The following is a 21,512-nucleotide window of genomic DNA, read 5'->3' as shown; positions in this document are numbered from 1 at the left end:
GCCGCCCCCCGTTCCGCCAAGGGCTTCGGGCCGGGTGGTCAGCGGTTGACCGCCACCAGCACCGACAGCGGCGGCAGGTCGTGGATCTCCACGTAGCGGGCCCCGTCGGGCGAGGGCAGCACCGGCACCGTCGACCCGACCGGATGCTTGGTGCCACCCACCACCTCCGCCGTGTTCGCCACGACGGTGAACGCCGCGACCCCCGCGTTGATGCTCGCGTCCACGTGCAGCCGCGCCGTACGGGTGGAGGGCCCGGGGTTGACCACGCACAGCGCCTCGTCGTCGGCGAGGATCCGCGACCAGCCGACCACCTCGCCCGGCTCGGGCGGGGTGAAGGACCCGTCGGCCCTGCCGAGCCTGCGCAGGTACTGCCGTCCGGCCGACAGCGCGGGGTGTGCCTTGCGGGCCCGCAGCAGCATCCTGATCCGCTGGTAGACGTCGTTGTCCTGGTCGAAGACGTGGTGCCCGGAGGTGCCGAAGGGGCCGAATCCGGGGGTGTCGGGGTCGGGTTCGTGGCCGCCGGGCACGCGCGGGTGCGCGGGCCCGAACATGGCCTCGCGCAGGTAGATGTCGCCGGCCAGGTCCCTGACCCCCCAGCCGGGCAGCCACTTGCGCTCCTCCGGCTCGGGTCCGGTCAGCCCCTGCTCGATGCCGTAGTACAGGCAGGGGATGCCGAGCAGGAACAGCAGCAGGCCGGCGCCCACGACGACCCGTGACGGCGAGGACTCGAGGGAGCCGAACCGCAGCTGCGGGAAGATCGCCAGGTCGTCGTGGTCGTCGAGCATGGAGACGTACCTGCCGCCGAGCGCCCTGTGGGTGATGTCGAGCGGCAGCGTGAAGCGGCCGAACAGGTCCTCGGCCCTGGCGGTGCCCTCGGCCACCGCGCGCAGCGTCGCCCGCGTCTCGCCCGTCTCCAGGACCGCCGTCAGGTTCTGCCCGACCAGCCGCAGGTACTTCTCCTGGATGGAGTCGCCGCCGCCGACCTCGCCGACGATGAGGAAGTTCGACTTGCCGAGCTGCTCGGCGTACTCCCTGATCGCGCCGCAGAAGGCGCGGGCGTGCTCGAGCGGCACGTGCTTGAGGGTGTCGATCCGCAACCCGTCCAGGTCGGCGAGCGCGATCCAGTACTTGTAGATCTGGATCATCGTCTGCAGGGCGCGCGGCATGTCGATGTCGCGGCTGAACCAGTCGGCCCTGCGGTAGGGGGCGTTCGGGTCCTCGTCACCGCCGGGGCCGAAACTGCCGCCGTCGCCGCCGGCGCGGGTGTAGGCGTCGGGGTGCTGCAGTTCCTCGGGCCAGACCCCGTGATCGGGCAGCGTGGGCGCCGCCCCGTGCGGCAGCCTGCCGCCCTTCCCGTCGCGCCAGGTCCCGAAGGCGTAGGGCGGGCCCTCCCGGTACGGCGGGCGCGGCACGTAGCGCGGCGACCCCTCCTCGCCGAGGTCGTAGTCCCAGGTCTCGCCGGAGTGGTTGAGCAGCACGTCGAGGATGATCCGGATGCCGCGCTCGTGCGCCTGCCGTACCAGGTCGACCAGGTCGGCGCGGGTGCCGAGGCGCGGGTCGACCTCGAGGAAGTCCTGTACCGCGTAGCCGTGGTAGTCGTCGGGCTCGACGGGACCGCCCTCGACGCCGGCGACCGGGCGCTGCTTCCACACCGGCCCGATCCACAGCGCCGTCACGCCCAGTTCGTCCAGATAGTCAAGCCGGGAAGCGACCCCCGCCAGCGTGCCGCCCTGGTAGCGTTCCCGTCCTGATCTGGCCCACCGGTCCCAGCGCCACCCCTGCGGCCTGGCGGCCCACAGGTCGGTCCTGTCCAGGAGGGGGCGTCCGGCTTCCCCGCCGTCGCTGAACCTGTCGGGGAGCAGGAAGTAGATGACCTCGCCGCGCCAGTCGACGGGCGACGGGTGGTAACCCTGCCGCTCAGGCCACGGGGCCTCGCCGATCCTGCGTGGCGCGGGTCGGCTGACGATCTCCTCGACGGTCGCCATCGGTGGCGCACCTCCAGATTCGTTTGGTTTCAGCCCGAATGAGTGACGCGTTACAGTCGCTTGCAAGCATGTACTTGCAAGCATTCAGAAGGGAAGCGCAGCATGGAAGCCCGCGTGGAGATCGGGATTCTCGGCACGCTCGAGGTCCTGGTCGACGGCGTCCCTGCTGCCCTCGGCGGCCACCAGCGCGCGGCCATCCTCGCGGTGCTGCTGCTGCACCGCGGTGACGTGCTCAGCGCCGACCAGCTCATCGACCAGGTGTGGGCCGGCCGCCCGCCGCGCAGCGCCACCAACACCCTGCACGCCCACGTCTCCAGGCTGCGCAGGACGCTGGGCGGCACCGCGCTGCTGCAGTCGCACGGGCCCGGCTACCGGCTGGTCATCGACCAGGAGCGGGTCGACGCCCACCGCTTCGAGCACCTGGTCACGCGCGGCCGGGACGAGCTGGCCAAACAGGACTGGAGCGAGGCCGTCACCGTGCTCGACAGCGCGCTGGCCTTATGGCGCGGCCCCGCGCTGGCCGACTTCGCCGCCGACCCGTGGGCGCAGTTCGACGCGATCAGGCTGGAGGAGCTGCGCTACGCGGCCGAGGAGGGCCGCACCGACGCCGAGCTCGCACTCGGCCGCCACGCCGAGGTGCTGCCGCGCCTGGAGCAGCGCGTGGCCCGCCACCCGTTACGGGAGCGCTCCGCCGCCCAGCTGATGACCGCGCTCTACCGGTGCGGCCGGCAGGGCGACGCCCTGAACGTTTACGAGCGCGTGCGCAGGGTCCTGGCCGAGGAGCTCGGCGTCGACCCCGCCCCCACGCTGCAGGCCCTGCACCAGGCCGTGCTCACCCACGACTCGTCGCTGACGGCGCCCGCCCTCGCCCAGGGGGCCGCCACCGCGCCGCCCGCCAGGCCGGCCACCCCGCGCCGCGTCTCCAACCTGCCCTCCCGCAACCGCGTCTTCTCCGGCCGCGAGGACCTGCTGTCCGAGCTGGGCCGCGGGCTCACCGCCAGCGGCGCCGTCGCCCTGTACGGCCTGGCGGGCGTCGGCAAGACCCAGGCGGCCCTGGAGTACGCCCACCGGCACGCCGCCGACTACGACGTCATGTGGTACGCCTCGGCCGCCGAGCCGCTCGCGCTGGCCGGCGCCATGGAGGACCTCGGCCTGCGCCTGGGCGTCAGGGAGCGGGCCGACAGGGGCGAGCTGGTCACCGCGCTGCGCGACCGGCTGGCCGGCATGGGCAGGTGGCTGCTGGTGCTCGACGACGTCGAGGACGCCGCGCTGCTCGAACGGCTGCTGCCGGACGGCGGCGACGGCCATGTGGTCATCACCTCGCGCAATCCCGCGTGGGGGCTGCATGCCGTACCGCTGCGGATCGACCCGTTCTCGCGCGAGGAGTCCGTCGCCTTCCTCGAGCGGCGCCTCGGCCTGCCCGGGCGCTCGGCGGGCGCCGCCGAGCTGGCCGACCAGCTCGGCGACCTGCCGTTCGCGCTGGAGCAGGCCGCCGCCTACAGCGAGCAGACCGGCATGACCTTCGAGGAGTACGCCGACCTGTTCCGGCGCAGGGCCGACAAGCTGCTGACCAGGGCGGGGGAGCGCGACCAGACCTTCGCCACGGCGTGGCAGCTGGCCTTCGAGCGCGTGCGGGCCGCCTCCGCCTCGGCCGCCGAGCTGCTGCACCTGTGCGCCTGCCTGGGCGGCGACGGGCTGTCGCTGCGCCTGCTGCGCGGCCTCGGCGGGGTGCTGCCGCCCGCGCTGGAGGCGGCCGTCGCCGACGAGGTCGGCCTGCAGGACGCCATCGCCCACCTGATGCGCCACTCCCTCGTCGACCGTGACAGGGGACGGCTGCGCATGCACAAGATGGTCGGCGCCGCGGCCATGGCCACGCTGTCGAGGGCCGAGCGGCAGGAGTGGCTGCTGCGCGGCATTCGCCTGGTCGAGGCGACCGCGCCCGCCGACCCGGACAACCCGACCAACTGGCCGCACTGGGACGGTGTGCTGCCGGGCCTGATCCACCTGGCGGGGCAGGCGGGCAACCTCGACACCGTGCCGCTGGCGCTGCCGCAGCTGCTGTGCGGGGCGGGCCGCTACCTGACCACCCGGGCGGCCTTCGACCGGGCCGCCTGGCTGTTCGAGACGTCGCTGGAACTGCTGCGCCGCGCGGGCGGCAGCGACGCCGACCTGGCGGCGGTGCTGACCGAGCAGGGCAAGCTGCTGGAGGTGGTGGGCGACCTGGAGGGCGCGAGGGCGGCGCAGGAGCAGGCGCTCGCCCTGGCCGAGGACGCTTTCGGGCCCGAGCATCCCGGCGTCGCCTATGTGCTGAAGCGTCTCGGCGACGTGCTGGTCTGCCAGCGGCGGCTGCCCGAGGCCAGGCAGGTGCTGGAGCGCGGCCACGGCATCCTGGCCGCCCGCGACGACGCCGACGGCAGGGAGCTGGCCAGGATCGGGCGCGACCTGGGCTTCGCCGCCTGGCTGGCCGGCGACCTGGCCGCCGCCCAGCAGTGGCTGACCAGGTCGCTGACCGCCTCGCGCAGCCTGCTGGACCCCGGCCACCCCGACGTCGCCCACTCGCTGTCGGGCCTCGGCCTGGTGCTGCAGGACGCCGGCCGCGCCGAGGAGGCCATCAAGCTGCAGGAGCAGGCGCTGTCGCTGCTGGCCGGCGTCTACGGCGACGAGCATCCCGAGGTCGCCCACACCCTCGACAAGCTCGGCTACGCGCTGCGCCTGGTGGGTCGCTACGACGAGGCGAGGATGAGCCACGAGCGCGCCCTGGCCATCCTCGAGGCCTGCTACGGCCCCGGACACGGCGAGGTCGGCATGCCGCTGACCAACCTGGGCCTGGTCTACCAGGACATCGGCGAGCACGAGCTGGCCCAGGCCCACCAGGAGCGGGCCATGGGCGTCTTCTCGGCCGTCTTCGGCCCCGACCACCCGCACGCCCAGCTGGGCGCGCGCAGGCTCGGCGTGGCCAAGCTGCTCGGCGGCCGCGTGACCGAGGCCAGGGAGCTGCTGGAGCGGGCCGTCGCCGGCACCGAGCGGGCGCTCGGCCCCGGCCATCCCGACGTGGGGCGCGCCCTGCTCGACCTGGCCGCCGTCCACGAGCGCCTCGACGACCTGGTCGCGGCCACGGAGTGCCGGACGCGCGCCGAGCGGATCCTGGCCGCCGCCTACGGCCCCGACGCCCTGCACGGCGGCGGCACGTCACCGTCGCTGCCCGCCGGATCGTCCTGACCCGAGCGGGCGGCGTGCCCCGCGGGAGCCGGGGTAGGGGCCCGGCATGGAGACGCTCGTGGGAACCTCCGGCTGGCAGTACAAGGACTGGCGGGGCGTGCTGTATCCGGACAAGGCGCCGCAGCGGCTGTGGCTGGAGATCTACACCGAGCACTTCCGCACGGTCGAGAGCAACAACGCCTTCTACCGCCTGCCGTCCACGGAGACGTTCGCCGGATGGGCCGAGCGCACCCCCGACGACTTCGTGATGGCGGTCAAGGCCAGCAGGTACCTCACCCACATCAAGCGGCTGGCCGACCCCGAGGAGCCGGTCGAGCGGCTGATGGCCGCCGTGGCCGGGCTGAAGGGCAAGCTCGGCCCGATCCTGCTGCAGTTGCCGCCGACGCTGAAGGCGGATCCCGGCAAGCTCGACCGCTGCCTGGCCTGCTTCCCGCGCGCGACCAGGGTGGCGGTGGAGTTCCGGCACCCGTCGTGGTGGACCGACGAGGTCAGGGGCGTGCTGGAGGCCAGGGAGGCGGCGCTGTGCTGGGCCGACAGGGAGAGCAGGGTCCTGAACCCGCTGTGGCGCACCGCGTCGTGGGGCTACGTCAGGCTGCACGAGGGCAGGGCCACCCCCCGGCCCTCGTACGGCGAGGCCGCGCTGAGATCGTGGGCGCGCCGCGTCCACGACGCGGGATGGCGGCAGGTCGTGGTCTACTTCAACAACGATCCGGGAGGGGCGGCGGCACGCAACGCCGCACGGTTCGCCGAGCTCGTCTAGGGTTGTCGGTCATGGTACGAACCCGCTTGTACCGCGAGGGGGTCCTCGTGGCCGAGGGCTTCCCCATCGCCGAGGTCTCCGACCACGTCGCCGACCCGGGCAACGTGGTCTGGTTCGACCTGTGCGCCCCCACCGCCGACGACCTGGGATGCATCGCCGAGGAGCTGGGCCTGCACACCCTCGCGGTGGAGGACGTCTTCCACGAGCGCCAGCGGCCCAAGGTCGACGTCTACGACGGCCATCTGTTCGTCGCCGCCTACTGGCTGTACCAGGAGGGGCACCGGCTCCACACCGTCGAGATCGACATGTTCCTCACGGCCAACGCCCTGGTGACCGTGCGCGAGAACGAGCACTTCGACATCGACCAGGTGACCGCCCGCTGGGACGCGTCGGGCGGCCTGGCCAAGAACGGGGTCGCCTTCCTGCTGTACGGCCTGCTCGACTACGTGGTCGACGGCCACTACGAGCTGGTCGAGAGTCTCGACGAGGAGGTCGAGGCGCTGGAGGAGCAGCTGTTCGAGGAACGGCCGATGAGCCGGCTGGACGCCAGGAAGATGTTCACCCTGCGCAAGAACATGGTCGGCCTGCGCAAGGTCGCCGGGCCGATGCGCGAGGTGGTCAACACGCTGTTCCGGCGTGACCTGCACGTGGTCACGCCGGAGATGACGCCGTACTACCAGGACCTCTACGACCACGTCCTGCGCGTGGCGGAGTGGATCGACAACCTGCGCGACCTCGTGGCCAACCTGCGCGAGGCCCAGCTGTCACAGCAGGGCTTCCGGCTGAACGAGATCATGAAGAAGCTCACCGGCTGGGCCGCGGTCATCGCGGTGCCCACCATGATCACCGGCTTCTACGGCCAGAACGTGCCTTATCCGGGCTTCGGCACCAGCGCCGGCTTCTGGTGGTCGTCGATCATCATCGTGGCCGCCTCGGGGCTGCTGTACCTGGCGTTCAAAAAGCGGGATTGGCTCTAGCGGCCATCCACGCCAGCACCTGCGCGATCGGCCTGGCCTCCTGCCGGGTGCCGTCACGCAGCCGCAGCGCGGCCTCGCCGAGACGCGCCTCGGCCGGACCGACCACGAGCTGGAAGGGCACCAGCCGGTGCGACCTGACCCGCGCCCCGAGGGAGCCGTCGCCGGGCTCGGCCATCGACGCGCGCAGTCCCGCTGCGACGCACCGCCGTACCAGCTCCCGGGCGGCGGGGACCTCGGCGTCGGTGACGGGCAGCACCACCGCCTGCACGGGGGCGAACCAGGCGGGGAAGGCGCCGCCGTGGACCTCGATCAGGTGCCCCATCAGGCGTTCGAGGCTGCCGACCAGACTTCTGTGCACCATCACCGGCCGGTGGAGCGCCTGGTCGGGGCCGACGTAGGACAGGTCGAAGCGGCCCGGCTGGAACAGGTCGACCTGGACGGTCGAGATGGAGTTCTCCCGTCCCTGGGGGTCGACGATCTGGATGTCGATCTTCGGGCCGTAGAAGGAGCCCTCGCCGCGCTCCTCCTCGAAGTCGCGGCCCCTGGCCCGCAGCGCCTCCCGCAGGACGGCCTCGGCGCGGTCCCACATGTCCGGGTCGTCGACGTACTTGGCGCCGTCGCCCCTGAGCGAGAGCCGGTAGCGGACCGGCACGATGCCGAGCTGCCCGTGGGCGGCCTCGATCAGGTCGAGCGCGGCCGACACCTCGGCGGCGGCCGCGCCGGCCGGGCAGAAGACGTGCCCGTCGTTGAGCTGGATGGCCCGCACCCTGCTCAGGCCGCCCACAACGCCCGACAGCTCACCCCGGTACATGCCGCCGAGCTCGGCCAGCCGCAGCGGCAGGTCGCGGTGGCTGCGCGGCCTGCTGCCGAACATCAGCGCGTGGTGCGGGCACAGGCTGGGCCGCAGCACGAACTGCTCCCCTCCGAGCTCCATCGGAGGGAACATGTCGTCGCTGTAGTGCGCCCAGTGCCCCGATCTCTCGTACATCGCCCGCTTGCCGAGCACGGGCGAGTTGACGTGCAGATAGCCGTTGCGGCGTTCGAGCTCGTGGACGAAGTCCTCGACGGCCTTGCGCACGGCCGCGCCCGCGGGCAGCAGGAACGGCAGCCCCGAGCCGATCATCGGGTGGGTGTCGAACAGGTCGAGCTCGCGGCCGAGCCTGCGGTGGTCGTTCAGGTGGTCGTTCATCGGAAACCCTCCGAAAGACGAGGGCGAACGACCAGCGATCCCCGGGCGTTCGCCCGGGGAGCATGAGTTCAGCGCGCCGGGTACGGGTCCGGCGTCGTCGTGACGAAGACGTGAGCGCGCTGCATGGAGCTCATCCTAGCCCGGCGTTGACGATCCTGGTCGTCGAACGCCCCGGAATCATCTCCAGCTCCCAGCACTGGGCGCCGAGCAGCGCCGCCGCCGCGCACCTGCCGCCCGCGTGCGGGTCGCCCGCCGTGTGCGCGAGCGCGCCTGGCCGCATCGGGGCGAGCAGGTCGATGTAGTCCTCGGGGCCGTGCGCCTCGGGCGGGCCGCTCACGATGAACACCCCCGACACCGCGCGCAGCGCCCCCAGCACCTCGGCCCGCTCGGCGGCCGGGTTCAGCGGCCTGCTCGGACCCTTCCACGCGCGCACGCGCGGATCGTCCTCGACGCCGACGACCAGCGGCAGGCCGCGCTCGGCCACCGACCGCAGGTAGCGCACGTGCCCCACGTGCAGGATGTCGAAGACGCCCGTCACGACCGCCGCGCCGGGCTGTTCGTACGGCTGCACCCAGACGGCCTCCAGGCTGCTCACGCGCAGGTTCCCCTTCCAGTCGCCTCATCCGATCGCAGCGTACTCGGTCGCCGCCTCGGGTTTACGACCCGCCTGCCGGTGCAGGGGAGGCGTCATGATTCTCACCAAGCTGGGCTATGCCGCCAGGGGCGTGCTGTACGCCCTGATCGGCCTGGTGGCGTTACAGATCGCCTTCGGCGGGGACGGCGAGGCCGACAAGAGCGGCGCGATCGGCATCGTGGCCGCACAGCCCTTCGGCACCGTGGTGCTGTGGCTCATGACGGTGGGTCTGGCCGCGCTGGCCGTGTGGCAGGCGAGGGAGGCGCTGTCCCGTCGCGGCAGGGCGCGCGACAGGGTGGAGTCGGCCGTCCGGGCGGTCTTCTACGTGCTGCTCGTCGTCTCGCTGCTGGGCCTGCTGCTGCGCGGCAAGCAGGCGGCCTCCACCGACTCGCAGTCCCGGGACGTCACCAGGACGCTGCTCGACCTGCCCGCGGGACAGCTGCTCGTCGGCGTCGCCGCACTGGGCGTGATCGCGCTCGGCCTCCACTGGATCCACGAGGGCTGGACCGAGAGGTTCATGAAGGACATGACCGGCGGCGGGCAGGCGGTCCGTCGGCTCGGCCAGGCGGGCTACATCGCCCGGGGCGTCGTCGCCGTCGCCGCGGGCGTTCTCATCGGCCGGGCCGCGATCGCCTACGACCCCGGCAGGGCGGTCGGCATCGATGGCGCGCTCAAGGCGCTCGCCGACGCCCCCGCCGGCCCGTGGCTGCTGGCCGCGGTGGCCGTGGGACTGGTGTTGTTCGCGGTGTACTGCCTGGCAGAGGCGCGATGGCACCGGACCTGACCCGGTTCCACCGGCAAGAGCATTCCTACCTTTTCGTGACCCCTCCGCCCCGCCGGGCGCCGCGTCCTTAAGAGGTCGCCGAAGTCGGGGAGGTCGCCGTGGAACCGCCGGAGTACGACAGTTGGACCCTGCCAGGAGTTCCCGACCAGGTCGCCGCGGCACGCCGCCTGGTGACCGCCGCGCTCGGCGCCGGACATCCGCTGCACGACGACAGCGTGCTGCTGACCAGCGAGCTGGTCACCAACGCGGTCGTCCACTCCGCCTCACGTGACGACGGCACCTTCACGCTGACCGTGCTGTCCACCGGCTCCAGGGTGCGCGTCTGCGTCAAGGACGGCGGCTCGGACGGCCCGCCGTGCGCCTGCCGCGCCTCCCTGACCGCGCAGAACGGGCGCGGCCTGCCCCTGCTGGACGCGCTCAGCCACCGCTGGGGCTACGCCAGGCAGAACGGTGTGAACACCGTCTGGTTCGAGCTGGTGCTCGTCACGATCCCCACGGAGTGGGCGGCCGCGGGTGTCTAGAGGTCGATCACGCACAGCCCCTCGGCCAGGGCCTTGGTGGTGACCCTCGTACGGCTGTCGCAGCCCAGCTTGGCGAAGATGTGCTCCAGGTGGGTGGTGACCGTGCGGACGCTCAGCACGAGCGCGGCGGCGATCTGCGGATTGGAGTCGCCCGCCGCCACCCTGGTCAGCACCTGCGCCTCCCGCGCGGTCAGTTCGTACGGCAGGCAGCAGGGCCGCTCGGCCACCACCGCCCCCTGCAGCGCGCCGTGCGAGCCGACGCCCGCGCGCAGCACCCGCACCTCCCGCCACCGGCCGCCCCGGTCCTGCCAGAGGCCCCGCCTGCTCAGCTCCCGCGAGTCGAGGAAGGCCCTGGCGTAGCCGGCCATGGCGGGATCGGCGGCCACCACCTCCGACCTGGGCACGCCCGCCACGTCGCGTACCACGCCGCCGCGGTCGAAGGCGACCGCCGAGAACCCGCTGGGCAGCCCGACGGGGTCGATGACGCACCTGGTCAGGTCGGTGACGTGGGCCAGCGTGGGGGACAGCGCCGCCATGACGGTGAGCGCGTGCGCGGGGAAGCGGGGCGCCGACAGGTTCAGCAGCCCGGTGTAGCGGCCGTCGGCCAGCAGCAGCGGCGTGGTCAGCCCCTGCCGCCAGCCGTAGGCGGCCAGCCGCGCGCCGTCCATCGGGTACGGCCCGCCGCCCCCGGCGGCGGGTGTCCCGGCAGAGGGCAGCGGGCCGGGGGGACGGCGCAGGCCGTCGGAGACCAGGCTGCGGTGGCGCCCGGTGGCCGGGTCGAAGGCGACGAACTCGTAGGCGTCCAGCGGGATCACGCGGCGTAAGGCCCGCATCGCGCCGTGCGCCCCCGTGCTTCCCGCCACCTGGAAGCCCACCTCGGCGCAGGCGCTCAGCGTGATGTGGTCCATCGCGCCATCATGGCGCATCGTCGCGTCACGCGCTCGGGTGCGCGGCTGCCCTGATTGCCTCCGCCGTTCGCTCGTGGCAGGTTTGATGACCATGATCCGAGACGGGAGGACACGCTGGTGATGACCAGGATGGCCGGCTGGGTGACCGAGGTGTTCGCCCCCCAGGTGCTGGTGATCGCCATGCCGCCCGTCGTCGGCCTGCTCGCCCAGGGCTGGACCGGTGCCGTCTGGGGCCTGCTCGCCTCGGCCCTGTGCGGCGGCGTGCCCGCCACCGTCATCGCCGTCGGCGTCCGCAGGGGCCGCCTCGACTCCCGCCACCTGGTCGACCGGGCGCGCCGGACGGGGCCGCTGCTCACCGCGGTGGGCGCCGTGCTGGTGGCGCTGGTGCTGCTGGTCCTGCTGGGCGCCCCCACCCTGCTGGTGGCCACGGTGACCGCGATGCTGGCCGCCCTGGTGGTGACCGTGCCCGTGACGCTGCGCTGGAAGATCTCCTTCCACGCGGCGGTGTCGGCGGGAACCGTGGTCGTCCTGGCGCACGTGCTGCCGCCGATGCCGACCGCGCTGGTGGGCGGGGCGCTGGTCGGGCTGGTGTGCTGGGCCAGGGTCCGGCTCGCCCACCACACGCCCGCCCAGGTGGTCGTGGGCGCGCTGGTGGGTGTCGCGACGACCTGGGGCACCCTGGCCGCCTTCGGCGTCTGACCCCGTGGAGCCCGCCGCCGCGATGACGGCGGCCGTCGGCCGCCGGGCGGCGCCTGGAGGCCCGGCGGGCGGTCCCGGTCACGCGGGTGCCGTCCGGCCGCGCGGGGCGTCCAGGTCGTCCAGGTCGCCTGCCTCCCCGGCGCGCCTGAGCCCTGTGCCGGTCTCCCCGGTGCCGGTCGCCCCCGTGCCGGTCGCCTCCATGCCGGTCGCCTCCATGCCGGTCGCCTCCGTGCCGGTCATCCCCGTGCCGCTCATCCCTGCGCCGGTCACACCCGTGCCGGCCACACCCGTGCCGGTCACGCCCGTGCCGGTCACGCCCGTGCCGGCCAGCACCTCGCCGTCGTCGACCGGCAGCCCGAAGACCGTCGCGTCCGCCACGGCCCGACGGCCGGGCAGGACGTGCTGGACCGGGCGGGCCTGGACGCCGTCGGGCAGCCGACTTCTGGCGCGGTCGACCAGGAACAGGTAACCGTCGGCGTTCAGGTGGCCGAGGTCGCCGGTGCGCAGCCAGCCGTCCCGCAGGGCCGCGGCGGTGCGGACGGGATCGTCCAGGTACCCGCTCATGACCTGGGCGGAGCGCACCCACACCTCGCCGGTCGCGCCGACCGGCAGCGCACGGCCCTCCGGGTCGCGCACGCGCAGCTCCACGCCCTCGACCGGCCGCCCCACCGAGGCCAGCCGGTCGGGGCGCAGGTGGTCGAGCGGCGACAGGGCGGTGACGAAGCCACCCTCGGTGAGCCCGTACCACTGCAGGGCCACGGGGCCGAGCCCCATGACCACGTCCCTGCTGCGGTTCGGCACGGCCGCCGCGCCGCCGTACGTCACCAGCCGCACGCTGCCGGGATCGGCGCCGAGAGCCACCGGGCCCAGCCGGCCGGCCAGGCCGTACAGCTCGCCCGGCCGGCCGGCCGCGACCTGCGTGACGCGTTCCCTGGCGATGACCTCCGGCTCCCTGCCCCGCTCGGCGTCGGCCAGCAGGATCGCCGTGCCGCCCGTCGCCAGCGTCCACAGCGCGATCTGGTCGGCCACGTGGTGTCCCGGCGGCAGCAGGAAGCGCCAGGGCTCGGGCGCGAACATCGCGCGCGCCGCCGCCAGCTGCGCGGCCTCGGCCCGCCGGCTGTGGGCGACCGGCTTGCGCTCGCCCGTCGTGCCGTTGGTGAACGTCACCGCCGACAGCGCGCCGGGCGGCGTCTCCGGCGGGTCGGGCGGCGCCCCGTGCGGGGTGGAGAACAGGTCCGCGTCGAGCCGGTAGCAGATCGGCACCGGCCGCGCGTCGAGCAGCAGCTCGGCGTCGTCCTGCCGGCACGGCTCGTGGAGCAGCACCGAGGTGCCGAGCGCGCGCATCGTGCCGGCCGTGATCCGCGCCGGCAGGCCCGGCGGCAGGTGGACCACGGGGCAGCCGAGCGCGAGCGCCACGAGCCTGGCCACCGTGGACTCCGGCTGGCGGCCGGACATGCAGGCGATCGTGTCGCCCGCGCGCACCCCGCGGGCGCGCAGTACGGCCGCCGCGCCCGCCACCATCGCCAGCACGTCGTCCCCGGTCAGGCGGCGCCGCCCGCACACCAGCACGTCACGCGGGCCCGCCGCGCGCACGCCGGCGAAGACGCTCCGGCCCAGGCTCATCGCACCCTCCTTCCCAGGTGCACGGGCAGGTACCTGGTGCTGTTGCCGAGCACCGTGCCGAGCGGCCGCCACCCGCTGTCCTGGTCGGCCAGCCTCATGTCGGGAAACGCCTCGAACAGCGCGGCGAGCGCGACCTCGCCCTCCAGCCGGGCCAGCGGCGCACCCAGGCAGTAGTGCGTGCCGTGCCCGAATGACAGGTGGGCGGGCGAGGCCGCGCGCAGGTCGAAGCACGCCGCCCCCGCGCCGTACTGGTCGGGGTCGCGGCCGGCGGCGGCGAAGCAGCCGATGACCGCCTCGCCCTTGCGCACCGGCACCCCGTCGATCTCGACGTCCCGTACGGCGTAGCGCATCGGGAAGTGCGCGATCGGCGAATCCCACCGCATGGTCTCCTCGACCACCTCGCTCCACGACCGCTGCCCGGAGCGGACCATGGCCAGCTGGTCGGGACACGTCAGCATGACGCGCACGGCGTTGGTGATGAGGTTGACCGTCGTCACGTGACCCGCGATGAACAGCAGCTCCACCGTGTCGCCCACCTCCGCGCGCGTGAGCCGGTCGGGCCCGTCGTGTTCGGAGGCGGCGATCAGATCCGTGATCAGGTCCTCGCCCGGGGTGTCGCGCCGCAGCTCGATGATCTCGTCGAGCAGCTTGTACAGCTTCTTGCGGGCATCGGTGACGTCGTCGGGAGTGTCGCCGACCCTGGCCGCCACGTCGGTGAGCTCGTGCAGCTCGTCCCGAAGCGCGTCCGGGACCCCCATCAGCTCGGAGATGACATCCCGCGGGATCGGATAGGCGTACTCCAGGCGCAGGTCCACCGGCCCCGGCGGCATGGCCGCCAGGCGGTCGAGGTGCGCGGCGGCGAACTCGGCGACCCTCGGACGCAGCCGCTGGACCCTGCGCGCGGTGAACGACTTGGACACCGGCGACCGCAGGCGGTGGTGGGCCCCGCCCTCCGCGTTCAGCATGGAGGTGTCGGCGGCGAGCCTGGTGACCGCGGTGTTGGGCGGGGCGGCGGCCTTGGCCGCCGGATCCCAGTACTTCACCTCCCTGGAAAGGTCGGGATGGGTCAGCACGGCCACCAGCGTGGAGTAGCGGGTGGCCGCCCACGCGCGCACCCCCTCGACCTCGACGGGGACCAACGGGCCCAGCTCCCGCAGCTGCGCGCAGTCGGCGTGCACGTCGTGGCTGGCGGGGTCGAGGACGAACTCGGCCGGTCGGACGTCCATGCCGCTCACCCCACCCGCTCCGGCCGTGCGGACAGCGTGGTCGTGTCGAGCCCGGGGTCGCGTCCGAGGTAGAGGTCGCGGACCAGTTCCCCGGCCGCGGGCGCGTTGCACAGCCCGTGGCCGGAGAAGCCCGTCGCGTACAGGAAGGCGGGAGGGCCGGGCAGGTGGCCGATGAAGGCGGTGCGGTCCGGGCTGGCGTCACGGACGCCGGTGACCGCGGTGTGCAGGCCCGCCCCCGCCAGGCACGGGTAGACGGTGGCGAGCTGGGCGGCCACGCGCCGCCGCCAGGCGTCCCTGTCGGGCCCCGGGTAGCCCATGCCGATCAGCAGCCGGTCGCCGCGCAGCCGTACCAGCAGGCCGCTGGAGGCGTGCAGGGTGACCGGGATGTCGGGCATGGCGGGCAACGGGTCGGTGGTGAGCAGTTCCTGGATGATCGGTTCGGTGAGCGGCAGGTCCACGCCCGCCGTGCGGGCCAGGGCGGCCGACCACGCGCCCGCGGCGCACACGACCGCGTCGGCCGTGATCGCGCCGTCGGCGGTCTCCACGCGGCCCTTGACCGCGTCGATCGCCGTGACGGGGCAGTCGGTGCGCAGCTGCGCGCCCGCCCGCCTGGCCGCCTCCGCGTAGCCGCCGACGATCGCGGCGGTGTCGGAGACGTACGCCTCGGCCGACCAGGCGGCCGCCGTCAGCGGCAGCTCGCCGCTGATGAGCGGGTTGCGCCGCCTGGCCTCGTCCGCGCCGATCAGCTCGACGTCCACCCCGGCCGCCCGCTGGGCGGGCAGGTCGGCCTCGAAGGCCGCCACCTGCTCGTCGCCGGTGAACAGCACCAGGTAGCCGACCCGGCGCAGCGGCAGGCCGATGCCCGGCCGCAGCGGGAAGTCGTGGTAGGCCGCCAGGCTCCGTACGGCCAGCGCCGAGCTCACCGGGTTGCCGGCGAAGTAGGCGCGGACCACGTCCGCGGTGGCCCGCGACGCGCCCGATCCGAGCGCGTCGCGTTCCAGCAGGACGGTGCCGACCCCGGCCTCGGCCAGGTGGAAGGCGATCGACAGGCCGATCACCCCGCCGCCGACGACCACGACCTGCGTGTCGGCGCTCATGTGAACGCGCCCTCCCGCCGCAGATGGTCGCCGAGCTGCCACGGGAACAGGTGCAGGTTCCAGCCGCCGAGGCAGTTGACGTAGAGCGTCATCTGCGCCACGAGAGCGGCGAAGTCGTCGCGGTCGTCGAGCTCGTCGATCCGCTCGAGGGCGCGCTTGGTGAAGTCCCAGACCTTGTCCAGGCCGCAGTATCCGAGGAACTCCGCGGGCGTCGGGATCAGCAGGTGCGCCATGTGGCGCAGCGAATCCAGCGGCATTCCCTCGGAGACGGCCCGCACCAGGCCGCCGTAGCTGGCGTAGCCCAGCGGGCGGGTCTCGCCGTTGACGAACAGCAGCGTCGTCAGGACCGTGTCGAAGCTGCCCGCCTTGGAGGCGATGCGGCCCTCGTGCAGGTCGACGAGTTCCTGCGGCGGCTCCAGCCAGATCCGCTCGGTCTCGGCGTGCAGGTCGCCGATGAGTGTGTCGGTCTCGGGGTCGCTCGCCGTGAGGCGGGGCAGGCTGTGGCCGCTGGGCTCGCCGGCGCGGCGTACCTCGGCGATGACCGGCTTCTTGGTCGTGTACACCGCCTCCCAGACCGCGTGGCCCGCCTCGACCAGCGAGTCGAGGTCCTCGTCGAGGATCCTGCCGATCGGGGTGGCGGGCATGGGTTCGGTCAGCTCGCCGTACTTGATGCCGAGGTGCTGAAGTCGTGAGGCGAAGATTGTGCCGTCCGGTTCGGTGCGCCGGTCCTCGACCTTGTAGGCGGCGGCCTGGTGCAGCAGGTCGTGGACCGGGGCGACGTGGTAGAGGTGCTGGCCGGCCACCAGGGCGTGGCCCTGCAGGCTGCGGTACGGCAGTGCGTCCCACAGGCTCTGTGCCAGGGCGGCGTTGCGCTCGTCCAGTTCGGCGGTCACCGTGATGCCTAGTCCGGGCCAGCCGATTTCTACGCGTTTCGGATTAGTCACAATATGTGATGTTAGCAGCACGCTAAGTAGCGATGTAGGGCTAATGTCCGATTTGACGGTGGGCTGACCGAGCGCGGGCGCCGCCCATCCCGCCCCGTTGCGGGCGCCGCCGGCCGCCACGGTCCGCCCGCGGACGCCATGCGCGGCGGCGGCGCGGGGAGAGCGCTCCACCGTGATGCCCGGCCGAGCCAAGCCCACCTTGGCGATGTCATGACGCGCACGGGGTTGCCGTCATTCTCCTCGGCGGGCCCGCACGCCGTCGTTCCGGTGGCCGGCGCGCCGGCCGCTCAGGCGCCCGTCAGCAGGCGGTTCAGGACGCGGGTGCCGAACTCCAGTCCCTCAACCGGCACGCGCTCGTCCTTGCCGTGGAACATGCCGAAGTAGTCGAGATCGGGCCTGAGCATCAGCGGGGCGAAGCCGTACCCCTTGATGCCGATCCTGGCGAACGACTTGGCGTCCGTGCCCCCGCTCATCACGTACGGCACCGGCCGCGCCGCCGGGTCCTCGGCCACCAGCGCGGCCGCCATCTCGTCGAAGAAGGCCGAAGGGTACGGCGCGGACGGCGCGTCCTCCAGGTTGACGAACTCCCGCGTGATCCTCGGCCCGAGCAGCTCGTCGATCGTGGCCAGGAACTCCTCCTGCAGCCCCGGCAGGTACCGGCCGTCGACGTGCGCCTCGGCCGTGGAGGGGACGACGTTGACCTTGTAGCCCGCGGTGAGCATCGTCGGGTTGGCCGAGTTGCGGATCTGGCCCTTGAACAGGCTGCCGAGCGGCCCCAGCCGGGCCGCCTCGGCGTCCAGGCGGTCGAGGTCGACGGGCCGGCCGGTGATCTCCGACAGGCTCCGCAGGAGCGCGGCGACCGACGGCGTCAGCCGTACCGGCCACTGGTAGGCGGCGATGCGCGACAGCGCGTGCACCAGGGTGGCGACCGGGTTGTCGACGGCGGGCCGCGAGCCGTGACCGGCGACGCCGTGGGCGGTCAGCTTCATCCACGACGTGCCGCGCTCGCCCACGGCGATCGGGTAGACCTGCGCGTCGCCCGCGGTCACGCTGAACCCGCCGGACTCGCTGATGGCCTCGGTGACGCCGTCGAACAGCTCCCGGTGCGCGGTGACGGCGTGGCGGGAGCCGTAGTCGCCGGTCGCCTCCTCGTCGGCCAGGAACGCCAGCACCAGGTCGCGCTTGGGCCGCACCCCGCCGGCCTGCATGCCGAGCACTGTGGCGAGCGTCATCGCGCACGAGCCCTTCATGTCGACCGCGCCCCTGCCGTACACGCAGTCGTCGACGATCTCGCCGGAGAAGGGGTGCAGCTCCCACTCGGCCGGGTCGGCGGGGACCACGTCGAGGTGACCGTGGATGAGCAGCGCGTCGGGCGAGTCGCCGGCCACGCGCGCCACGACGGTGGTACGGCGCGGCGCCGACTCGAAGACGGTGGGCTCCAGGCCCGCGTCGGCCAGCAGCGTGGCGACGTACTCGGCGGCCGGGCGCTCGCCCGAGCCGGGATTGGTCGTGTCGAACCTGATCAGGTCGGAGCAGATCTCGGCAACGCTCTTCACATCATCCCCAGAAATGTCGGTCTCACAGAGGGCGACGACAGTGTCCTGCCTGTCCCGCCCGTCGCGCGGCTGCCACGCCGGCTGCCCGCCGCAGTCCACTCCAACCCCATCCGCCCCGCTGACCCGCGCCGATCACCAATTGCCGTCGGATGGGGGAAGGGGGAGCTCCGGCGGATGCAGGACGTAGACGATCCCCGCGCTGCCGGAGCCGCGCAGCCAGACGTTCTCGAAGGCCGCCCGCGGGTAGACGCGCCTGACCCCCTCGGCGGCCGGATCGTTGGCGATCACGTCACCGGTCGCGGTGAAGCCGACGACGACCATGATGTGCCCGGTCGTGGCGTAGCCCGCGCCCGGCAGCTCGTGCTCCTTGAACGACTGGGAGGTGATCACCGGGATGCCGGCGGCCACCAGACGCTCCAGCTCCGCCAGCGACCGCAGCCGCGTGACGAACCCGGCCAGGCCGTACCGCCCGGCGTAGGCGACGCCGAACGGCCAGTTGCCGCAGCCCTGGTAGCTGTGGTCGTACATGTCGCGGGCCGCGTGGTCGACGGCCGGGCACGGATCGGCGGGGTCGACCCAGGCGAGCTCGTCGGCGGAGGGGCCCCTGCCCCAGTAGCCGAGCACCATCGTCACCGACGCGGGGCCGCACCAGGAGCCGCCGCCGCCGTCCCATTCCGGGTAGTGGCCCGCGTGCACCCGCTGCGAGAGCGCGGGCACGGCCAGCTCGATCCCGCTCGCCTCGCCCGGCGGCGTCACGCGCACCGGGCCCGGCGCGCCCGAGGCCATCACGCTGACCGAGCCGACGGCGGCGCCCGTGCCGTACAGGGTGACGCGCACCTGGCAGGCGACCAGCGGACGCCTGGCGACCAGCGTGTCGACGGCCACGTCGCCGTCCTCGTCGCCCTGCCCGGGAAGCGAGGTGCGGCGGATGTCGGCGGCGGTCTCGGCCCACCTGCCCATCACGTACCAGCGGGTGTGACGGCCCTCCGCGGTCCTGCCCCGCAGCTCGACCTCCAGCCAGCTGCCCGCCGGCGTGCGTGCCGTCCACGACGGCACCAGCTGGGCCGCGGGAAAGCCGATCTCGGCCTCCGGGCTGGTCCACGCGGCGTAGTCCCAGACGGCCGCCTCGCCGCCGAACGGATCGTGATAGCCGCGGGAGCCGCGCTCGACCGGCACGCACGGGGGGAAGGCGACACGGGATATCACCTGGCCGATTCTGGAGGAAGGCCAGGTGAGGCGCATCGGAAGGTTTACGTACTCCCGGCGGGCCGGGCGCCGCCGTACGCGCGAGTGGTCGACCGTGCGGCACCGCCGGACCGGCGGGACGCCGCCGCGACCCCGGGCGCGTCACCGGCGCCCGGGACCGGGGAGTGGTCGCGGTCAGAGGTAGAGGCCGGGCTCGGCGGTGGTGGCGGGGGCCGAGGCGCGTCCCGCACGGGCCGCGAACAGCTCCGCCAGCGTCGCGCCCGCGGCGCCGACCCGCAACGCGAAGTCCTGCGCGCCGCCCTCCTGTTTCGTGAGGTCCTGGGCGCCGCTCTCGGCCAGCCACCGCAGCGACTCCTCGCGCGACAGCCGTCCCACCTCGATCTGCGCCAGGCACCGTCCCGGCCTGATCGTCGCGGGGTGCAGCCGCGCCAGATCCTCGTTCGTGGTGATCGCCACCAGCACGTCGCGACCCTGGCCGAGCAGGCCGTCGGTGAGGTTCAGCAGCCTGGACAGCCCCTGTCCCGTCGCCTCCTTCGCCCCCGCCCTGATCAGCTCGTCGCAGTCCTCCAGCACCAGCAGCCGCCACCGGTCGCCGCGCTCGTCGCAGTCGCCGACGGCCACCTCCATCAGGTACCCGGGGTTGTTGAACAGTCGCTCGGGATCGAGCACGCAGTCGACCTGGCACCACTCGCGCCACTCCTTGGCCAGCGTGCGCAGCAGCGACGTCTTGCCGGTGCCCGGCGGCCCGTGCAGCAGGAGCAGCCTGCCGTTCACGTCCTCCGGCCTGACCGCCATGACCCGCCCGACGGCCTCGCGCACGCTCGCCGCGTAGTTGCCGCTGATCTGCTCCCAGGACGGCGAGGTGATGGGCTTGTCCGAACGGCGGGCGCCGTGCTGGCCGTACCACCAGAAGCCCATCTCGACGTGGTCAGTCGGCGGTGGGGGCTCGACGGCGCCGTCGGTGGTCGTGGACAGCACCGACCGGGCCAGGTCCTCGCTGACGGCGGTGACGCTGACGGTGGCGCAGCGGTTGCGATACCGCACCACGCGCAGTGTCCAGCCGTCGCCGCAGAACAGGCGGGCCTCGGAGCCGTCCTCCTCGTGGGCGGTCCGCACCAGGCGGCCGCCGGGCGGGGTGAGCGCGGCGTCGGCCCGCACCCGCTCCAGGTTGGCCAGCCGGGCCCACGGCTGGGCGCCGGTCGCGAACGGCGACAGGGCGAGCGCGTCGACGATGTCGGCGGCCGAGTCGGAGTCGTCGACCCAGATGTTCATCGGCAGCTCGGCGGCGGGGAAACGGACCTCCTTCAGCACGGACATGCGATCAATGATCCGCACTCCGCACACCGGCGTCGACTGCTTTTATCCGTGGTCTGTCCGTGGCCGCCGCTTCACCGGGTCCGGCGCCGGGAGTGGGTGGCCTGGACGGGGTCGATGTCCTCCACCGCCCAGCCGCGCGCCACGGCCAGCGACTCCGCCCGCCCGCCGGCCACGTGGCGCAGCGCGCAGGCGGCCGCCTCTTCCTGGTCGCCCGCCGCGATCGCCGCGTAGAGCTCGGCGTGCTCCTGGCTCTGCCGTCCGGGGTCGCGGTCGGAGGTGAGGCGGAACAACCGGTGCAGGCGGGCGTCCAGCGGCCGCATCAGATCGGCCAGCAGCGCGTTGCCCGAGATGGCCACCACCTCGTGGTGGAAGTCGGCGTTGGCGGCCGCGATGGCCGCCCTGTCCTCACCGGCGATCGCCTCGCGGGCGCGGTCCATGCACGCGCGCAACCTGGCCAGGCCGTCGGCGTCGGCCCGCTCGGCGGCCAGCCGCGCGGCCAGCGCCTCCAGGCTCTCCCGCACGTCGAACAGGTCGCGCACGTCGTCAGGGGTGAACGGGCTGACCAGCGCGCCCCTTCCGGGCACCAGCACCACCAGGCCCTCGGCGGCCAGGCGGCGCAGCGCCTCGCGCAGCGGGATCCGCGACACCCGCAGCTCGGCCGCCAGGTCGCGCTCGATCAGCCGCTCGCCGGGGCGCAGCTCGACCTCGACGATGCGGCGTTTCAGCGTCTCGTAGGCCAGGTGCGCGGTGGTCACGGCACCAGCGTACGGGCGCTCGCGTGGATGATTTTTCGTCGCATGAAAGCCGCTGTACCTTTTGCCGTTGGTCAAGGTTCATTCACGGGGAGGTAAACGGTGTCTGTGCGGG

The 21,512-nt window shown here is 73.5% G+C and carries 18 protein-coding genes; 6 read left to right on the top strand and 12 right to left on the bottom strand.

Annotated features, from left to right (window positions below; translation table 11 throughout):
• Positions 1-38 precede the first annotated feature (38 nt).
• Positions 39-1,985 (bottom strand): alpha-amylase family glycosyl hydrolase, encoded by a 1,947-nt coding sequence (locus ACWEVS_RS36510; RefSeq protein ID WP_452555279.1) that lies wholly within the window; start codon positions 1,983-1,985, stop codon positions 39-41.
• Positions 1,986-2,087: 102 nt separating this feature from the next.
• Here ACWEVS_RS36510 and fxsT point away from each other — a divergent pair, with 102 nt between their 5' ends.
• The 3 genes from fxsT to ACWEVS_RS36495 are packed head-to-tail and all read left to right on the top strand — an operon-like array spanning position 2,088 to position 6,941.
• Positions 2,088-5,204 carry an FxSxx-COOH system tetratricopeptide repeat protein gene (gene fxsT / locus ACWEVS_RS36505; protein ID WP_449930772.1) on the top strand — a complete coding sequence of 1,039 codons (3,117 nt, stop codon included), beginning with the start codon at positions 2,088-2,090 and terminating at the stop codon, positions 5,202-5,204.
• Between the two features lie 46 nt (positions 5,205-5,250).
• Positions 5,251-5,964, top strand: coding sequence for a DUF72 domain-containing protein (locus ACWEVS_RS36500; RefSeq protein ID WP_452415511.1), 714 nt, complete (start codon positions 5,251-5,253; stop codon positions 5,962-5,964).
• An 11-nt stretch (positions 5,965-5,975) separates the two neighbouring features.
• The gene (locus ACWEVS_RS36495) at positions 5,976-6,941 is read left to right on the top strand and encodes a magnesium transporter CorA family protein (protein WP_449930776.1); all 966 of its coding nucleotides are present in this window, start codon (positions 5,976-5,978) and stop codon (positions 6,939-6,941) included.
• Here the strand turns inward: ACWEVS_RS36495 and thrS are convergent.
• Together thrS and ACWEVS_RS36485 are read right to left on the bottom strand one after the other, a co-directional pair.
• Positions 6,919-8,130, bottom strand: a complete 1,212-nt coding sequence (thrS, locus tag ACWEVS_RS36490; RefSeq protein ID WP_449930778.1) for a threonine--tRNA ligase — start codon at positions 8,128-8,130, stop codon at positions 6,919-6,921. The two genes, ACWEVS_RS36495 and thrS, sit on opposite strands and share 23 nt — an antisense overlap.
• Before the next feature lie 130 nt (positions 8,131-8,260).
• Positions 8,261-8,725, bottom strand: coding sequence for an adenylyltransferase/cytidyltransferase family protein (locus ACWEVS_RS36485; protein WP_354910928.1), 465 nt, complete (start codon positions 8,723-8,725; stop codon positions 8,261-8,263).
• Between the two features lie 94 nt (positions 8,726-8,819).
• Here ACWEVS_RS36485 and ACWEVS_RS36480 point away from each other — a divergent pair, with 94 nt between their 5' ends.
• Complete coding sequence (locus tag ACWEVS_RS36480; protein ID WP_452555277.1) at positions 8,820-9,548, top strand: DUF1206 domain-containing protein; 729 nt, start codon at positions 8,820-8,822, stop codon at positions 9,546-9,548.
• A gap of 98 nt (positions 9,549-9,646) precedes the next feature.
• The gene (locus ACWEVS_RS36475; RefSeq protein WP_452415506.1) at positions 9,647-10,069 is read left to right on the top strand and encodes an ATP-binding protein; all 423 of its coding nucleotides are present in this window, start codon (positions 9,647-9,649) and stop codon (positions 10,067-10,069) included.
• Here ACWEVS_RS36475 and ACWEVS_RS36470 read toward each other — a convergent pair.
• Entirely contained in the window at positions 10,066-10,977 is a 912-nt protein-coding gene (locus ACWEVS_RS36470; protein ID WP_449930785.1) for a response regulator transcription factor, read from the bottom strand. The two genes, ACWEVS_RS36475 and ACWEVS_RS36470, sit on opposite strands and share 4 nt — an antisense overlap.
• 120 nt (positions 10,978-11,097) lie before the next feature.
• Here ACWEVS_RS36470 and ACWEVS_RS36465 point away from each other — a divergent pair, with 120 nt between their 5' ends.
• Positions 11,098-11,676 carry a phosphatase PAP2 family protein gene (locus tag ACWEVS_RS36465; protein WP_354911011.1) on the top strand — a complete coding sequence of 193 codons (579 nt, stop codon included), beginning with the start codon at positions 11,098-11,100 and terminating at the stop codon, positions 11,674-11,676.
• A gap of 78 nt (positions 11,677-11,754) precedes the next feature.
• Here the strand turns inward: ACWEVS_RS36465 and ACWEVS_RS36460 are convergent, their stop codons facing one another.
• The 8 genes from ACWEVS_RS36460 to ACWEVS_RS36425 all read right to left on the bottom strand — a co-directional run bounded on the left by ACWEVS_RS36460 (position 11,755) and on the right by ACWEVS_RS36425 (position 21,400).
• Positions 11,755-13,299 carry a class I adenylate-forming enzyme family protein gene (locus tag ACWEVS_RS36460; protein ID WP_452555275.1) on the bottom strand — a complete coding sequence of 515 codons (1,545 nt, stop codon included), beginning with the start codon at positions 13,297-13,299 and terminating at the stop codon, positions 11,755-11,757.
• A complete protein-coding gene (locus ACWEVS_RS36455; protein ID WP_449930789.1) occupies positions 13,296-14,525 on the bottom strand; it encodes a cytochrome P450 family protein in 1,230 nt (409 codons plus the stop codon). The genes ACWEVS_RS36460 and ACWEVS_RS36455 overlap by 4 nt, the downstream gene beginning before the upstream one ends.
• A 5-nt stretch (positions 14,526-14,530) precedes the next feature.
• Positions 14,531-15,622, bottom strand: coding sequence for an NAD(P)/FAD-dependent oxidoreductase (locus ACWEVS_RS36450; RefSeq protein WP_449930791.1), 1,092 nt, complete (start codon positions 15,620-15,622; stop codon positions 14,531-14,533).
• On the bottom strand, positions 15,619-16,515 hold the full coding sequence (locus ACWEVS_RS36445) for a cucumopine synthase-related protein (RefSeq protein WP_354910943.1): 897 nt from the start codon (positions 16,513-16,515) through the stop codon (positions 15,619-15,621). The genes ACWEVS_RS36450 and ACWEVS_RS36445 overlap by 4 nt, the downstream gene beginning before the upstream one ends.
• Before the next feature lie 338 nt (positions 16,516-16,853).
• Positions 16,854-18,122, bottom strand: a complete 1,269-nt coding sequence (locus ACWEVS_RS36440) for a M20/M25/M40 family metallo-hydrolase (protein ID WP_452555272.1) — start codon at positions 18,120-18,122, stop codon at positions 16,854-16,856.
• 132 nt (positions 18,123-18,254) lie between these two features.
• A complete protein-coding gene (locus ACWEVS_RS36435; RefSeq protein WP_354910947.1) occupies positions 18,255-19,328 on the bottom strand; it encodes a C39 family peptidase in 1,074 nt (357 codons plus the stop codon).
• 174 nt (positions 19,329-19,502) lie between these two features.
• Positions 19,503-20,645 carry a DUF5925 domain-containing protein gene (locus ACWEVS_RS36430; RefSeq protein ID WP_452555270.1) on the bottom strand — a complete coding sequence of 381 codons (1,143 nt, stop codon included), beginning with the start codon at positions 20,643-20,645 and terminating at the stop codon, positions 19,503-19,505.
• A 71-nt stretch (positions 20,646-20,716) separates the two neighbouring features.
• Positions 20,717-21,400: a GntR family transcriptional regulator gene (locus tag ACWEVS_RS36425; protein WP_354910951.1), complete on the bottom strand. Its 684-nt coding sequence runs from the start codon at positions 21,398-21,400 to the stop codon at positions 20,717-20,719.
• Positions 21,401-21,512: the final 112 nt, after the last annotated feature.

Source organism: Nonomuraea sp. NPDC003754, assembly GCF_053605785.1.
This window is presented reverse-complemented; position numbering and strand designations above follow the sequence as displayed.

Bases quoted from the DNA above. Each gene is read 5' to 3' on its own strand.
- ACWEVS_RS36510 (WP_452555279.1), bottom strand. From the start codon at position 1,985: ATGGCGACCGTCGAGGAGATCGTCAGCCGACCCGCGCCACGCAGGATC.
- fxsT (WP_449930772.1), top strand. From the start codon at position 2,088: ATGGAAGCCCGCGTGGAGATCGGGATTCTCGGCACGCTCGAGGTCCTG.
- ACWEVS_RS36500 (WP_452415511.1), top strand. From the start codon at position 5,251: ATGGAGACGCTCGTGGGAACCTCCGGCTGGCAGTACAAGGACTGGCGG.
- ACWEVS_RS36495 (WP_449930776.1), top strand. From the start codon at position 5,976: ATGGTACGAACCCGCTTGTACCGCGAGGGGGTCCTCGTGGCCGAGGGC.
- thrS (WP_449930778.1), bottom strand. From the start codon at position 8,130: ATGAACGACCACCTGAACGACCACCGCAGGCTCGGCCGCGAGCTCGAC.
- ACWEVS_RS36480 (WP_452555277.1), top strand. From the start codon at position 8,820: ATGATTCTCACCAAGCTGGGCTATGCCGCCAGGGGCGTGCTGTACGCC.
- ACWEVS_RS36470 (WP_449930785.1), bottom strand. From the start codon at position 10,977: ATGGACCACATCACGCTGAGCGCCTGCGCCGAGGTGGGCTTCCAGGTG.
- ACWEVS_RS36465 (WP_354911011.1), top strand. From the start codon at position 11,098: ATGACCAGGATGGCCGGCTGGGTGACCGAGGTGTTCGCCCCCCAGGTG.
- ACWEVS_RS36460 (WP_452555275.1), bottom strand. From the start codon at position 13,299: ATGAGCCTGGGCCGGAGCGTCTTCGCCGGCGTGCGCGCGGCGGGCCCG.
- ACWEVS_RS36455 (WP_449930789.1), bottom strand. From the start codon at position 14,525: ATGGACGTCCGACCGGCCGAGTTCGTCCTCGACCCCGCCAGCCACGAC.
- ACWEVS_RS36450 (WP_449930791.1), bottom strand. From the start codon at position 15,622: ATGAGCGCCGACACGCAGGTCGTGGTCGTCGGCGGCGGGGTGATCGGC.
- ACWEVS_RS36430 (WP_452555270.1), bottom strand. From the start codon at position 20,645: ATGTCCGTGCTGAAGGAGGTCCGTTTCCCCGCCGCCGAGCTGCCGATG.